A 15350-nucleotide genomic window follows, 5' to 3' on the forward strand; every position below is an offset into this window, starting at 1 on the left:
TCTTCCTTGCCAAAAAGCCCCGACTCGAATGTGCAAGGAAGTTCTCTTGATGACGCCCGACTCCCTCCTGGTGCTGATCACCGAAAATAACGCACAAGCCTCCCGTTTCCAGCGTCACCTCAGTGAAGAGCTTGGTCTGCCCATCTTGCTGGTGGGGGAGCTGAATGACCTGCCAGACGTTGCAGAGGGCGCCCCCAAAACCTTGCTGCTGATCGATCTGGACTACCTCAAGTCGACCCAGCAGGAGCTGTGGAGCAATGCCATCTGCCAGCGCTTTGGCGAGGCCAGTGCCGTGTTGCTCAATGCCCCGACCAGCACCAACAAAGAGCTGCTGCTGATGTGGCCCCATACCAGCGGGCTCTTCTTTCGTCAGGACACGCTGGACAGGTTGGTCTTCGGCATCCGCAAGGTGTTGCAGGGGGAGTACTGGATCCCGCGCCACCTGCTGTGCGACCTGGTGGACTACTACCGCAAGGGGAGCGGGCAACCTCAGCGTCAGCAGACGCTGCTGACCGCCCGCGAGCAGGAGATCGTGCGTCACCTGATGACGGGGGCCTCCAACACCGAGATCGCCGACAGCCTGTTCGTGAGCGAACACACCGTCAAATCCCATCTCTACAACGTCTTCAAGAAGCTGAACGTCAAGAACCGGTTGCAGGCGGTGAGCTGGGCCAAGGAGTATCTCTGAGGAAGGGGCACGGAAGGAAAGACTGTCTATTCATCCAGTAGTCTCTATGCCATACTGGCCCGCTCTGGTTCCCGTATCGAGCGCGCAACAAGATGGAAAAAATCGTGATCCGGGGTGCCCGCACCCACAACCTCAAGAACATCAACCTGATCCTGCCACGTGACAAGCTGATCGTGGTGACCGGCCTGTCCGGTTCGGGCAAATCCTCCCTGGCGTTCGATACCCTCTATGCCGAGGGGCAGCGCCGCTATGTGGAATCGCTTTCCGCCTATGCCCGCCAGTTCCTCTCCCTGATGGAGAAGCCGGACGTGGACCACATCGAGGGGCTGTCGCCTGCCATCTCCATCGAGCAGAAGTCCACCTCCCACAACCCGCGCTCGACCGTCGGCACCATCACCGAGATTTACGACTACCTGCGGCTGCTGTTCGCCCGGGTCGGCGAGCCACGCTGCCCGACCCACGCCATTCCGCTCGCGGCCCAGACCATCAGCCAGATGGTGGATCAGGTGCTGGCCCAGCCCGAAGGCGCCAAGCTGATGCTGCTGGCCCCCGTGGTGCGCAACCGCAAGGGGGAGCACACCAAGCTGCTGGAGAACCTGGCGGCCCAGGGTTACATCCGCGCCCGCATCGACGGCGAGGTGTGCGATCTGTCGGATCCTCCCGCGCTGGAGCTGCACAAGAAGCACACCATCGAGGTGGTGGTGGACAGATTCAAGGTGCGCGATGACCTGGCCCTGCGCCTGGCCGAATCGTTCGAAACGGCGCTGACTCTCTCCGGCGGCATCGTGCTGGTGGTGCCGATGGACGGGGAGGATGGGGTTGCCCCCATGACCTTCTCCGCCAACTTCGCCTGCCCCGAGTGCGGTTACTCCATGTCGGAGCTGGAGCCCCGGATCTTCTCCTTCAACAACCCGGCGGGGGCCTGCCCCACCTGTGATGGTCTCGGGGTGCAGCAGTATTTCGATCCCGCCAAGCTCATCCATGATCCGGGCCAGAGCCTGGCCGGCGGCGCCATCCGTGGTTGGGACAAGCGCAGCTTCTACTACTTCCAGATGCTCAAATCCCTGGCCGATCACTACAAGTTCGACCTGGAGAGCCCCTGGGAGGATCTGCCGCTCAAGACCCAGGAGGTGATCCTGCGCGGCTCCGGGCGCACCGAGATCGAGTTCCGCTACATGAATGACCGCGGCGACGTGGTGGTGCGCAAGCACCCGTTCGAGGGGATTTTGCACAACATGGAGCGCCGTTACCGGGAGACCGAATCCAACGCGGTGCGGGAAGAGCTGGCCAAATACATTGCCAACAAGTCCTGTACCAGTTGCGGTGGCAGCCGACTGCGGGAAGAAGCCCGCCACGTTTTCGTGGACAATCGCAACCTGCCCGCCATCGCCGAGCAGTCCATCGGCGATGCCCTGGCCTTCTTCGAAGGGTTGAACCTGTCCGGTCAGCGTGCCCAGATAGCGGACAAGATCCTCAAGGAGATCGTCGAGCGGCTCGGCTTCCTGGTGAACGTCGGCCTCAACTATCTGAGCCTGTCGCGCAGTGCAGAGACCCTCTCCGGTGGCGAGGCGCAGCGGATCCGGCTGGCCAGCCAGATCGGGGCTGGCCTGGTGGGGGTCATGTACGTGCTGGACGAGCCCTCCATCGGTCTGCATCAGCGTGACAACGAGCGGCTGCTCAAGACCCTGACTCACCTGCGTGATCTCGGCAACACCGTGATCGTGGTGGAGCACGATGAGGATGCCATTCGCCTCGCCGACCATGTGCTCGACATCGGCCCGGGGGCTGGCGTGCACGGCGGTGCCATCGTCGCCCAGGGGACGCCGGAGGAGATCATCGCGAACCCCGAGTCCCTGACCGGTGACTACCTCTCCGGGCGCAAGCAGATCGCCATCCCGGCCGAGCGCACCCCGCTCACCGGCAAGTGGCTGAAATTGAAAGGGGCGAGCGGCAACAACCTGCGCAACGTCAACCTGGATCTGCCCATCGGAGTGATGACCTGCGTCACCGGCGTCTCCGGTTCCGGCAAGTCGACCCTGATCAACGACACCCTGTTCCGCATCGCCCACCGCGAGCTGAACAAGGCCACCGAGTCCACGCCTGCGCCCTATCGCAGCGTCGAAGGGCTGGAGCATCTGGACAAGGTGGTGGATATCGACCAGAGCCCCATCGGCCGCACCCCGCGCTCCAACCCGGCCACCTACACCGGCCTGTTCACCCCGATCCGCGAGCTGCTCTCCGGCACCCAGGAGGCGCGTTCCCGTGGCTACCAGCCGGGCCGCTTCTCCTTCAACGTGAAGGGGGGGCGCTGCGAGGCGTGCCAGGGGGACGGGGTCATCAAGGTGGAGATGCACTTCCTGCCGGACGTCTACGTGCCGTGCGACGTCTGCAAGGGCAAGCGCTACAACCGCGAGACCCTGGAGGTGAAGTACAAGGGCAAGAACATCCACGAAATCCTCGAGATGACGGTGGAAGATGCCCGTGCCTTCTTCGATCCGGTGCCGGCGGTGGCGCGCAAGCTGCAGACCCTGATGGACGTGGGCCTCTCCTACATCCGGCTCGGTCAGTCCGCCACCACGCTCTCTGGCGGCGAGGCGCAGCGGGTCAAGCTGGCGCGGGAGCTCTCCAAGCGGGACACCGGCCAGACCCTCTACATCCTGGACGAACCGACCACGGGGCTGCACTTCCACGATATCCAGCAGTTGCTCAAGGTACTGCACCAACTGCGGGATCGGGGCAACACCATCGTCATCATCGAGCACAACCTGGACGTCATCAAAACCGCCGACTGGATCGTCGATCTGGGGCCTGAGGGGGGCGCCGGTGGTGGCCGCATCCTGGTAACGGGGACGCCTGAGGAGATGAGCCGTTGCAAGGAGTCCCACACGGCGCGCTTCCTCGCTCCTCTACTGGAGAAATAAGCGTCACTCGAGAAAAAGGGGCCAGGGCCCCTTTTTTGTTGGCCGGTGGCGAGGTGCGCCGATCTGGCGCCCGGCCAGGGATGAGAGGGAGAAAAGAGGGACTCGTCCGGCAGACTCAGTGTGTCAGCATCAGGAAGGCGAGGGCGAACAGGAAACCCAGCAGAATGAAGAGGAAGGAACCTATCCCCCAGATGGCGGCAAGAATGCCGAGAATTTTGTCTTTGCGTGTCTGTGGCTTCATAAAATTCAAATTACAGCATGGTTACATCGCATTAATAAAATACGCCCCGTGGCATAATTAAACAACAATTGAAAGGTGATATGAAGGTGTTTAAGGTGTATTTAATTGGTATTTTACGTTTCATGATGATGCGGTAATTTAAGGTATCGTCATGTATTTGAATGACTTTTTATTTTCATCTGCGGTTTGACTGCCCAATCAAAGCTGCCGTGTACATCTATCTATTTCTTGATAACTATTGAGCTAAATCAATAACCGGCCATTCACATCCTTTTATAGTTTTCGGGCTTGCAACATAGAAAGAAAACAAAAAAGGAATAATGTGATGAAAAAGATCCTTCCTCTGTTAATCGCAGCCGCTTTTGCTTCCCCCGTCGCCATGGCACATCAGGCCGGTGACATCCTGGTCCGTGGTGGCCTGGCGTTCGTCTCTCCCCAGACCAGCAGTGACAACGTGCTGGGGACGGGCGAGCTGGAGATCGACAGCAACATGCAGCTTGGCCTGACCCTCTCCTACATGTTGACGGACAACTGGGGTGTCGAGCTGCTGGCCGCGACCCCCTTCTCCCACTCGGTGTCGACTGCCGGCCTGGGTGAGGTCGCCAAGGTCAAACACCTGCCGCCGACCCTGATGGCGCAGTACTACTTCGGTGATGCCAACAGCAAGGTGCGCCCCTATGTGGGGGCCGGTATCAACTACACCACCTTCTTCGACGAGGAAGGGCGCGGTGCCCTGGCGGGGACGGATGTGAGCGTGGACTCCTCCTGGGGGATGGCGGGTCAGGTGGGCCTGGACATGGCGATCAATGACCGCTGGTTCGTCAACGCCTCTGCTTGGCTCATCGACATCGATACCGATGTGCATACCGCCGTGGGCACCATCAACACCTCCATCGATCCGGTGGCCTTCATGTTCGGCGTCGGTTACCGCTTCTGATGACAAACGTGGCCGGTGCACGGCCATGACAACAAGCATGTCTCTTTGGCCCGGCTCTGTTCGGGCCCTTTTCTGCCTGCCATGTCACGCCAACTGTGATCTGGCCCGCCATCGCGTCACGAACCGCTATTCCATTGCATCCCGCTGCCGATAACCTCGGCATTCACCCCTTTCCCCAACGAGTGAGGATGCCTCCATGGGTTTATCTATTGTGCAGCGGATCATCGCCGGCTTCGTGCTGATGCTGTTGTTGCTGGTTCTGCTCGGCTTCATCAGTATCTTGAAGATCCGGGGGATCAACGAGGGGCTTTCCCAGGTTTCTGATCGTGCCACCCCCCTGGTGATCGCGGTCGCCGGGCTCAAGGGCGCACTGCAGGACAGCAACCGCTGGGTGCTCACCTACAGAACCAGCGAGGAGGCGGCCCAGTTGCCGCAACTGGCCAGCCAGTTCAAGGCGCAGCAGGAGCGTTTCCTGGCCCAGAGCAAGGAGATGGCCCGGTTTGACGGGGTGGCGGAGGCGAGCGAGCGGTTCCGCCAGGTCGACGGGGCGACCCGCGAGTTCTACGGGTTGGCGGATCAGGTGCTGACCCAGCACGGTCAGTGGGTGGCCGCACTCGATCGGCGCCATGAACTGGAGCTGGCGTTCATCCGGCTGGAAGATACCTACCAGTGGGCCGCCGATCTGTTGCTGCAGCAGACCGCGAGCAAACGCTCCATGCGCAACAAGGCCGAACTCATCACCTCCGGCATTGCCCGGGATCTGAAAAACATCCGCCGGGCCGATGCCAAGACCGATCTCAATGAATTGGAGAAGGTGCTCGGCAAGGATATCGAGATGGCACGCAAACGGCTCGAACGGGTGCAGGTGCCCGATGACGTGAGGCAGCGTTTCATCGTCAACCTCGATCGGATGCAGGAGCTGGCCCTCGGCCCGAAAGGGTTGCTGGCGACCATGCGCAATGGCCAGCAACTGGCGGCCTCGCTGCAGTCCCTGAACCAGCAGCTCGACACCAGTCTGGTCAACAGCCTGGCGCTGCTGGACGAGATGGCCAAATCGGCGGGCGGCATTGCCAGCGCGAGCCGGGTCGGGGCGGATGACGCCGTCAGCAGCGCCAGCGCCTGGATCCTGATCGTGTCTGCCATCTCCGCGGCCGCCGCGCTCCTCATCGGTTACACCACGGCCCGCAGCATTCAGCGTCCGCTGCAACTCATCGATCGGGAGCTGGATCGCATGGCCACGGGTGACATGACCCGGCGCATCGACTACCAGAGCCGCTGCGAGTTTGGCAGCCTGACCCGCTCCATCAATACCCTGGCAGACAAGACCGGCGAGCTGCTCGCCCAGATCAATGCCGGCTCGCGCCATCTGGTGGACGAGGCGAGCCGCGCCGCCGAGATAAGCGAGCGGGCCATGTCACGGGTGCAGGATCAGAAGAGCCAGACCGATCAGGTGGCTGCCGCCATCACCGAGCTGGAGGTGAGTGCGACCGAGGTGGCGCGCTCCACCGACGGCACCAAGCGTGAGGTGGACCTGGCGGACGAAGAGGCCCGCGCCGGACGCAAACAGGTGGCGACTACGCGCCAGATCACCGAACAACTGGCGGGTGCCATGGAAGAGGCGGTCGGCATCACCCACAAGCTGGGGGAATTCAGCGACAACATCGGCAGCATCCTCGACGTGATCCGCAGCATCGCCGAGCAGACCAACCTGCTGGCGCTGAACGCGGCCATCGAGGCGGCCCGGGCGGGGGACGCCGGTCGCGGCTTCGCGGTGGTGGCGGACGAGGTGCGGGCACTGGCGAACCGGACCCAGACCTCGACCGAGGAGATCCAGGCCATGATCGAGAACCTGCAAAGTTCCAGCAAGCACGTGGTGGCCGTGATGGCACGCAGCCAGGAGCAGACCCAGGATTGCGTGGCCCAGACCCGGGTGATGGACGAGGCGCTGCAATCCATTGCCGAGCGGATGAGTGCCATCAAGGCGATGGCGGATCAGGTGGCTCATGCCGCCCAGGAACAGATCTCCGTGAGTCAGGGGGTTGCCCGTCATGTCGCCGGCATTGCGGATGTGGCTTACGAGACCGAGCGGGAGGCACGGGAATCGGCCAGCAGCAGTGAGGTGCTGGCGGATCTGGTCGCCAAGCAGCAGCAATTGATCGCCCATTTCAAGGTGTAGGAGGACTTATGGCTAACAAGTGGATCGGGGCCCTGAGTCTCCTGTTGTGTGGCCAGCTGATGGCCAGCGAGCTGGTGATAGAGAGCTGGCGCATAGATGACAAGGCCTTGTGGGAACAGAAGATCATTCCTGCTTTCGAGGCCGCCCACCCGGGTATTCAGGTGAAATTCAACGGGGTGCAGAACGTCGAGTACATGCCGACCCTCTGGGCCAGCCTCAAGGCGGGCAAGGCGGGGGATCTCATCACCTGCCGCCCGTTTGACGACTCCCTGGCCCTGTTCAAGGCGGGCCATCTGGTGGAGCTAAGCGAGATGGCGGGGATGGAGAACTTCCCGAGCTTTGCCCAATCCCCCTGGCAGACCGACAGCGGCGCCCAGACTTTCTGCGTACCCATGGCATCGGTGATTCACGGCTTCTTCTACAACAAGAAGATATTCAGTGAGCTGGGGCTGACGGTACCCCAGACCCGCGAGGCATTCTTCGCAGCCCTGGACAAGGTGAAGGCGGATGGTCGCTATGTTCCCCTCGCCGTGAGCGGCTCGGAGAGCTGGGTTGCCTCCGAGCTCGGTTTCCAGAACATAGGCCCCAACTACTGGAAGGGGGAGGATGGTCGATTGGCGCTGATCGGGGGCCAGGAGCGCTTCAACAACCCGCAATACGTCAAGGTGTTCGAGGAGCTGGCCCGCTGGCGTGACTACCTGGGGGAGGGGGGTGAGAGCCGCGACTACGCCACCACCAACGAGCTGTTCACCTCGGGCAAGGCTGCCTTCTATGCGGCGGGATCCTGGGAGATCGCCCCCTTCACCGGCAAGGTGGACTTCGGTGTCATGCGCCCGCCCGTGGCAAAGCAGGGGGATGGCTGTTTCTTCACCGATCACACCGACATCGGTATGGGGATGAATCCGGCCAGCAAGAACAAGGAGGCCGCCATGACCTTCCTGCAGTGGCTGACCACTCCCCAGTTTGCCGAGCTCTATACCAACTCGCTGCCCGGCTTCTTCTCGCTCTCCAACCACTTCTTTGAAGCCACCAATCCGGCGGCCAGAGAGATGATGGAGTGGCGGGATCAGTGCGATTCCACCATCCGGGTTGCCGCCCAGATCCTCTCCCGAGGCACTCCCAAGCTCGGGGATGAACTGGCCGAGGTGAGCCAGCAGGTATTGCTGGGAACAGTGGCACCCAAGGCGGCGGCCGATCGCCTGGAACAGGGGTTGAAAGGGTGGTATGCCCCCCATCAGGGCAACCAGGGCAAGGGACAGGAGTGTCAGTGTGAGGCGAGCGTGCCTGCCGTCCCTGTGTCGGGTGCCATCGGGACCGAGCCTGCTGCACCTGTGGTGCCGGATGGACAAGCTCCCTCCGGAGCGAGCGCAACCCAGCCTCCGTCAGTACCGGTGTCCGGAGCCGTCGCTCCAGCGCCTCCTGCCGAAGTGGAGGAGGCGCTCGCCAGCGAACTGGAGGGGGCACAGCCCTGATGGTTCACCATGCAAAACGGGAGGCCTTGGCCTCCCGTTTTGCATCTGCGTGATGACCTGTCATTCCCGTGGCCAGCGGCACAGGCTGCCAATACGGGCCACCGGCACGAAACCCAGAGCGCGATAGACCCGCTGGGCGTGATAGTGCTCGTCTGCCACTATGATGAGCGAACTGGCCCGTACCAGTCCCTGGCGTGCGACCTGGCTCAGCAACAGACGACAGAGCCCCCGGTTTCGCCACTCTGCGTGCGTGCGCACCAGTTGAAAGCGTCCCAGGGGGCCGGTGAAGAAGAGTCCGCAGCTGGCAACCAGTTGATCCTGGTGCCATAACCCCCACCACTGTCCGAGCCCGTCATCGATCATGGCCTGATAGAGCTGGCGGCGTGACAAGAGATAGGGAAGATAGCGCTCCTCCGAATGGGCGGGATCCCGCTCTGCCAGCTCGAAGGCGAGCCACTGATCCCAGTCCGCCGCGGTGAACGGGCGAGCCGGGGCCAGGTCGCTGCCGGTGGGGGCTTGCCACTCCATTGCACTCAGCGCCAGTACCACGCACTCCATGTATTGGTATCCCGCCGCCACGAATCCGGCGATCCGGCTGTTCTGGCCTGCGGCGAGGGGCCACTGGAAGGTGCGGTGGCGGATACGGGGGTCCCAGCCAATCAGCCTGTCGAAACTGGCCTCGAGCCAGCCCTTGTCACGATCGCTTGGGGGGGTGGGCAGCAACAGGTAGTTGCCGAAGTAGTAGTCTGGAGAGCCCGGGGTGCGCACGGTCCAGAACGCATCATGATCCGTCACCTCGCCCTGATAGCGATCGAACAGCAGATCGGTGGCAAAACCGGGGTGATCTTCCATGATGGGGCTCCTGCAAACGCTTGAATTGCTTATCGGCAGGCGGGGAAAGAAGTTAAAAAAAGGCCGGGAAACCCGGCCAAACAATCACACGCAGATTCAGAACGTCCAGGACGATCCGCCCGCATCATAGCGTGCCTGACAGCATTTTGGGATGGGGTCGCTCATTACTTAGGTTGAATTGCAAAATAAAAAAATCGGCAATCCCCCTTGTCGCTGACAAATCGGTATTGACTTTGAGCCGTTTTCTCATAAAGATAGAAAGACGTTTAGACGTCCAAACATCCGTTTTGGCGTGAAGGAATGGGTTGCAGGACAGGGAGAGAGCAGATGGGATTTCACAGCGCGCGTCAGGTTGAGGCACTCAACCAGAGTTTGGCGGATCTGGGTGGCGACATATCGGTCAGTTTCGAGTTTTTCCCGCCCAACAGCGAAGGGATGGAGAACACCCTCTGGCAGTCCATCGAGCGCCTGCAGGTGCTGGAGCCCAAATTCGTCTCTGTTACCTATGGCGCCAACTCGGGCACCCGTGACCGCACTCACAAGGTGATCAAGGACATCAAGGAGCGCACCGGGCTCATCGCCGCCCCGCACCTGACCTGTATCGACGCCAGCCGTGACGAGTTGCGCACCATTGCCCGTGACTACTGGAACAGCGGCATTCGTCACATCGTGGCCCTGCGCGGAGACTTGCCCCCCGGCCTCGACAAGCCTGATATGTATGCCACCGATCTGGTCGCCCTGCTGAAATCCGAAGCCGATTTCGACATCTCGGTCGCCGCCTATCCGGAAGGCCACCCCGAGGCTCGCAGTGCGCAATCCGACCTGCTCAACCTCAAGCGCAAGATAGATGCCGGTGCCAACCGGGCCATTACCCAGTTCTTCTTCGATGTGGAGACCTATCTGCGTTTTCGGGATCGCTGCGCCGCCATCGGTATCGATGCGGAGATCGTGCCGGGGATACTGCCGGTCTCCAACTACCAGACCCTGGCCAAGTTTGCCGGTTTCACCAACGTGAAGATCCCGCGCTGGATGCACCAGCGTTTCGAAGGGCTGGAAAACGATCAGATGACGCGCAACATGGTGGGAGCCAGCATTGCCATCGACCAAGTGCGTGTGCTGAGTCAGGAAGGGGTGAAGGATTTCCACTTCTATACCCTGAACCGCTCAGAGCTGACCTACGCCATCTGTCACACACTGGGTGTGAGGCCGAAAGGTCAGGCCTGATCCGCGGCTCTGATACAGAAAAGCCAATGAGTCTTCTCATTGGCTTTTTGTTTTGGGCGACAGTCACGGCCGGGTTGGCTGGATCTCCCTGGGCTCGAGATCGATGACTGCATTGCCGGCAGCACCGGGATACTGGTGATAGCTCTGGTCCTGCTCCAGGGTATAGAAGGTGTCGAGGTAGTCGTCGTTGTTGGTCATCCAGGAGTCCGGAAGTGCCTTGACGATACGACCGCCGAGGTCGAGGAAGGGCAGGGCCTCGGGTACGCCGCCCGCAGTGAAGCCGAGTTTGAGTGCGTCAATCAGGAGGGCACTCAGCTCCTTGTAATTGACGTTGTCATCCTGCTCCATCATGACCACGTCGACGGCTCCCCAGCGGTAGCGATCCCAATAGACCAGGATCTGGTTGGGGGTGTAGTCGGTGTTGTCGTAGTCGAGATAGGGCATGTCGACGATGTCTACCACGGGCTCGTCCCTGCCAGGATTGACCCCGGCCACGACGGCATAGACCTCGGCGGCGCCCAGCAGCCAGGGCTCCTGATCATCGTTGAGCCTGATCTTCTTGAGAATGCTGGTCTTGAGGGGCGTGGTGTTGCTGGTGGCACGGGGCGTCACCTGCATGTCGGCGGCAGCCAGCGCCTTTCGCATCACCTTCAGGCCGGCATTCTTGGCTTTGACCGGATCGGCCTCCACCACCAGTACCGGCCGCGCCGGCGGCTGGTTCACATCGAGATAGATCGGGCTGCCGGCGCTGTCGAACGCCTCGATGGCGCTCCAGCTCTTTTCGTCACCACTTGGTATGTAGGCAACCAGTGGCTCCACTCCTTGTTGCAGTGCATCCGCCTGATCCGGATTGGCCAGCCGCAGTTGCATCAGTTCCCTGACCTCGCCATCCAGCCCTTGCCGACTGATGGCCGCCTGGTTGGCATCCCGTGCCTGGCGCTTCAGGCGCGGGCTGGCCTTTGGCAGCAGGTTGGGCAGCGGGCTCTGGTATTCCTGATTGTTCAGGAGCGGCAGCAGGTTCTTCTGCTGCAGCGCGATCTGGCGTGCCAGGTCCCGATCGGTGTCGGCAGCCTGGGCCGTGGTGGCACCCAGCAGTGCCAGTAATAAAATGACAGCCTGATTCCTCATCTTCGTTCTCCAGTATTGAGTCTGACAACGGCGCTTGTCGGGAAGGATCTGCGCCGTTTTGTCACTAGAAAGGAATAAGGTTCATATGTGAACGCTCTTCTCAGGATTATGTGCTGCGTCTCACTGGAGTCTCCCCAGATGGTCAGGTCAGGCGCGGAGCCGGTTGACTTGATGCAATGTCACTCCGATCAGCAATCCCCAGCAGGCAGACCCGACCCCGAGCAGGGTGATCCCCGAGGCAGTCACGAGGAAAGTCAGTAGCGCGGCTTCCCGCTCCTCGTCCTGCTGCAAGGCGCTGTGCAAGCTGCTGCCTATGGTGCCGAGCAGCGCCAGCCCGGCCACGCAGGTGACCAGCACCGCAGGGAATGCGCTAAACAGGGCAACCACGGTGGCACCGAAACAGCCTGTGAGCAGGTAGAAACATCCAGCCCACACGGCAGCAGGCCAGCGTCGAGTGACATCGTGATCCACTTCCTTGCCCATGCAGATGGCGGCTGTGATGGCGGCCAGATTGAAGGCATAGCCGCCAAACGGTGCCAGCAGCACGCCGATGAATCCGGTCCAGCCAATCAGGGAAGAAGTGGCCGGTTGATAGCCGTGGGCGCGCAGGATGGCAATGCCCGGCATGTTTTGCGAGGTCATGGTAACGAGAAAGAGCGGGAGTGCGATGCCGAGCAGGGCGTCGATGGAAAAGGCTGGCGAGATCCAGACCGGGGTGGAAAGTTGCCAGTGAACCTCGTTGAGTTGCAGCTCGCCCCTCAGGGTGCAGAGCAGCATGCCGGCAGCCAGGACCAGCACCATGGTGTAGCGGGGCCAGAGGTGGCGACCCAGCAAGAAAGCCAGTAGCAAGGTGCCAAGCAGCAGAGGATCTTGCGGTGCCACCTTGAAGAGATCCAGCCCGAACCTGAGCAAGACTCCGGCCAGCATGGCGGCCGCCAGGGGGGCGGGAATGTGGCGCATCAGCCTGTCGAACCAGCCGCTGATGCCGCAGAGGGTGACCAGCAGTGAAGAGATGATGAAGGCGCCGATGGCCTCCGCCAGACTGAAGTTCCCCAGGCTGGTGATGAGCAGGGCGGCACCCGGGGTAGACCAGGCCGTCAAGACAGGCATCCGGTAATAGAGGGAGAGGCCGATGCAGCTGACCCCCATGCCGATACCCAGTGTCCATAGCCAGGAAGAGACCTGGGCTGCACCGGCACCGGCGGCCGTGGCGGCCTGGATGATCAAGACGACAGAACTCGTGTAACCCACCAATACGGCGATGAGTCCCGCGACCATGTGGGGGAGGGCTAGGGGCATGGGAAACTTCCTTGTGGATGCTGATAGCTTGTGCGCTATTGCGTACAATGTGGATTCGACTATAACGCTGTGCGTTATGGCGCACAATATGGCTCGAAGAAATCGGAGAACAGATGCAGGAGATGAGTCGCTATCTGGCCCAGCGATTGAAAGGGCTGCGCACTGAAAGAGGATGGAGCCTGGATATGGCCGCCCGTGAAACGGGGGTGAGCAAGGCCATGCTGGGACAGATCGAGCGAGGTGAATCCAGTCCGACGGTGGCAACATTGTGGAAGATTGCCACCGGTTTTCGGGTCTCTTTCTCCAGTTTCATTGAGCCGACACCAGCGGCACAGGGAGAGACGGTATACCGTATTGCCGATGATATTCGACAGCAGCCGGCGGGAGAGGGGATGCAGGTTGCCCCGCTTTTCCCCTATGAGGCCCGCTTTGGTTTCGAGTTGTTCGAACTGACCCTGCTACCTGGCTACCAGCGGGAGTCAGAACCCCATGAACCCGGAGTGACCGAACATGTCATCGTCATCAGCGGTGTGATGGAGGTGCTGGTTGACGGGGCGTGGCGTTCCCTCGATCAGGGTGAGGCCGTCCGGTTTGCGGCGGACCGTCCCCATGGCTATCGCAATCTTGGGGTCGCTCCCGCCATCTTCCACAATCTGATCCACTATCCGGTCATGGACACGCGATGATTAGCCGGGGCGGCCATCCGCCCTGGGACTGGTCAGTATGGGGGTATAGACCCAGACAAAGAGACCGTAGGCGGCAATCCAGCTCCATCCGCTGAGGTTCCATCCCGTGAGGGTGAGGTCTGGCCAAAAGAGGGGGAGCAAGACCCGCAACAGTGCGGACAGGATGACCAGTGCAAATGCCGCTGTGATCCTGCGTCCTAGCTGCAGGGCTCTGCCACTGTGTCCGAGGGATACACGGGCTATCATCCCGAGGATCATGGCCCCCATGCTGCCCGCGCTGAACAGATGGCTGGCCAGTGACAAGGCAATCGGCCAGCCAGCCGTGCGTGCCGCCAGGGCGGTCAGCCCCAGTGGGATAAAGAGGTAGGCCAGGTGAAGCGACCACAGCAGGGGCTGGGCCAACGTGGTTCCGGGTCGCCAGCGCAGCTGCCTGTAGAGGTGAGCCCCTGCCGCCACTATATATAGAGGGAACATCTGAATTCCGATGACCCACTGTGTCGGGAGCACCAACCAGAACAGCAGGATGAGCCACAGAGACGCGAGGGTAATGCGCTCCAGCCACGGCAGTGGGGGGGCTTTTTCCGCCCCAGTGCCTCTGGCGGTAAAGAAGGGAATGACACGTCCTCCCATGACGGCAATCAGGGTCGTGAAGAGGAGCACGGTTGCAAGCAGGATATGTTCCACCAATGGCCATTCGGCATGCCACCGCCAGCAAGCGGTATTGAGCAGGGTCAACACGAGAAGCAGGGGAACAAAAAAGAGATTGCGCCACTGGCGCGTCACTATGATGGGTCTGGCGAGAAACCACGTACAGAGGGGCAACCAGGCCAGGTCCATGACCATCAGAGTGACATTGCTTTCTCCAAACCAGGGGAGCAGGCCTCTCGGGGTGGCCCACAATCCCACGACCAGTGCCAGCGGCCAACCGCGTACACCTGGGTGAGCGGTCCAGTTCTGGACGGCGGTAAGCAGAAAACCCGCCACTATGGCGGCACCAAAGCCGAACAGCATTTCATGTGCATGCCACCAGATGGGGTTGGCAATCCCGGGCAGAGCGAACCAACCGTTGAGCTGCCCCAGCCAGCCCAGCATCGCCAAAGCCGAGAACAAGGCGCCAAACAGGAAGAAAGGCCGAAACCCGAGGCGGAACAGAGGAACGATTCTCTCCTCTTTGCGGCTATCCAGGATCTGGTGCATGAATGAAACCTTAATTGAGTATTTGAAAAGCCAATTATAAAGTGGCTTTTCAAATGTTCAATTTAAATCCAATGACAGCCCGAGATGGTGGTGATGCGAACGAAATAGAATCGCTTTGCTGTATATCTGAGCGAACGGTTCTTTTCGGTGAAAAAGCCCTTGTCATCACGGCGCGGCTCCCTATAATGCGCCCCTACCAGCACGGCGGACCACGCCGAACTGATGAGCCAGCTTCCTTAGGAAGTGGCGCCGAAAGAAAAGCGAAAACAACCGCTTGACTTTCGAAGTGAGGAGCGTAAGATGCGCCTCCTCAACGCGATAAGCGTGACGCTCTTTAACAATTTGAATCAAGCAATCTGTGTGGGCACTCACAGCATCGAGCATCAAAAGCAATTTTTGATTTTCAATGTCTGATGAAGTGACCAAAGCAACGAAAGTTGCAGCAGTTAATTCAGCAATTCATTGAGCCGCCAACTCCTTGGTAACAAAGAGTGGCAACCAAACTTAAATTGAAGAGTTTGATCATGGC

At 60.7% G+C, this 15350-nt stretch carries 12 protein-coding genes; 7 read left to right on the forward strand and 5 right to left on the reverse strand.

Annotation, left to right across the window (positions count from 1 at the left end; all coding sequences use genetic code 11):
- Nucleotides 1-49 precede the first annotated feature (49 nt).
- On the forward strand, nucleotides 50-688 hold the full coding sequence (locus AB5Y50_RS21360; RefSeq protein ID WP_010674213.1) for a LuxR C-terminal-related transcriptional regulator: 639 nt from the start codon (nucleotides 50-52) through the stop codon (nucleotides 686-688).
- Between the two features lie 92 nt (nucleotides 689-780).
- On the forward strand, nucleotides 781-3609 hold the full coding sequence (gene uvrA / locus AB5Y50_RS21365) for an excinuclease ABC subunit UvrA (protein ID WP_041211876.1): 2829 nt from the start codon (nucleotides 781-783) through the stop codon (nucleotides 3607-3609).
- Between the two features lie 115 nt (nucleotides 3610-3724).
- Here the strand turns inward: uvrA and AB5Y50_RS21370 are convergent, their stop codons facing one another.
- The gene (locus tag AB5Y50_RS21370) at nucleotides 3725-3850 is read right to left on the reverse strand and encodes a hypothetical protein (protein WP_010674215.1); all 126 of its coding nucleotides are present in this window, start codon (nucleotides 3848-3850) and stop codon (nucleotides 3725-3727) included.
- 325 nt (nucleotides 3851-4175) lie between these two features.
- Between AB5Y50_RS21370 and AB5Y50_RS21375 the strand changes: the two genes are divergently transcribed.
- The 3 genes from AB5Y50_RS21375 to AB5Y50_RS21385 all read left to right on the forward strand — a co-directional run bounded on the left by AB5Y50_RS21375 (nucleotide 4176) and on the right by AB5Y50_RS21385 (nucleotide 8435).
- On the forward strand, nucleotides 4176-4787 hold the full coding sequence (locus tag AB5Y50_RS21375; RefSeq protein ID WP_010674216.1) for an OmpW family outer membrane protein: 612 nt from the start codon (nucleotides 4176-4178) through the stop codon (nucleotides 4785-4787).
- 196 nt (nucleotides 4788-4983) lie between these two features.
- Nucleotides 4984-6963 (forward strand): methyl-accepting chemotaxis protein, encoded by a 1980-nt coding sequence (locus AB5Y50_RS21380; RefSeq protein WP_069785091.1) that lies wholly within the window; start codon nucleotides 4984-4986, stop codon nucleotides 6961-6963.
- An 8-nt stretch (nucleotides 6964-6971) separates the two neighbouring features.
- On the forward strand, nucleotides 6972-8435 hold the full coding sequence (locus AB5Y50_RS21385; RefSeq protein WP_069785090.1) for an extracellular solute-binding protein: 1464 nt from the start codon (nucleotides 6972-6974) through the stop codon (nucleotides 8433-8435).
- A 60-nt stretch (nucleotides 8436-8495) separates the two neighbouring features.
- Here the strand turns inward: AB5Y50_RS21385 and AB5Y50_RS21390 are convergent, their stop codons facing one another.
- Nucleotides 8496-9287: a GNAT family N-acetyltransferase gene (locus AB5Y50_RS21390; protein ID WP_069785089.1), complete on the reverse strand. Its 792-nt coding sequence runs from the start codon at nucleotides 9285-9287 to the stop codon at nucleotides 8496-8498.
- A 327-nt stretch (nucleotides 9288-9614) separates the two neighbouring features.
- Between AB5Y50_RS21390 and metF the strand changes: the two genes are divergently transcribed.
- The gene (metF, locus tag AB5Y50_RS21395; protein ID WP_010674220.1) at nucleotides 9615-10511 is read left to right on the forward strand and encodes a methylenetetrahydrofolate reductase; all 897 of its coding nucleotides are present in this window, start codon (nucleotides 9615-9617) and stop codon (nucleotides 10509-10511) included.
- 63 nt (nucleotides 10512-10574) lie between these two features.
- Here the strand turns inward: metF and AB5Y50_RS21400 are convergent, their stop codons facing one another.
- Both AB5Y50_RS21400 and AB5Y50_RS21405 read right to left on the reverse strand, forming a co-directional pair.
- On the reverse strand, nucleotides 10575-11639 hold the full coding sequence (locus AB5Y50_RS21400) for a DUF3103 family protein (RefSeq protein ID WP_182935140.1): 1065 nt from the start codon (nucleotides 11637-11639) through the stop codon (nucleotides 10575-10577).
- 147 nt (nucleotides 11640-11786) lie between these two features.
- The gene (locus AB5Y50_RS21405; RefSeq protein ID WP_069785087.1) at nucleotides 11787-12938 is read right to left on the reverse strand and encodes a benzoate/H(+) symporter BenE family transporter; all 1152 of its coding nucleotides are present in this window, start codon (nucleotides 12936-12938) and stop codon (nucleotides 11787-11789) included.
- Nucleotides 12939-13051: 113 nt separating this feature from the next.
- On the opposite strand from AB5Y50_RS21405, the gene AB5Y50_RS21410 reads away from it, so the two are divergent.
- The gene (locus AB5Y50_RS21410; RefSeq protein WP_069785086.1) at nucleotides 13052-13624 is read left to right on the forward strand and encodes a helix-turn-helix domain-containing protein; all 573 of its coding nucleotides are present in this window, start codon (nucleotides 13052-13054) and stop codon (nucleotides 13622-13624) included.
- On the opposite strand, the gene AB5Y50_RS21415 is transcribed toward AB5Y50_RS21410, so the two are convergent.
- Nucleotides 13625-14821: an NnrS family protein gene (locus tag AB5Y50_RS21415; protein ID WP_069785085.1), complete on the reverse strand. Its 1197-nt coding sequence runs from the start codon at nucleotides 14819-14821 to the stop codon at nucleotides 13625-13627.
- Between the last annotated feature and the right edge of the window lie 529 nt (nucleotides 14822-15350).

It is taken from the genome of Aeromonas sp. s6, assembly GCF_040907815.1.
GTDB classification, from domain to species: domain Bacteria; phylum Pseudomonadota; class Gammaproteobacteria; order Enterobacterales; family Aeromonadaceae; genus Aeromonas; species Aeromonas caviae.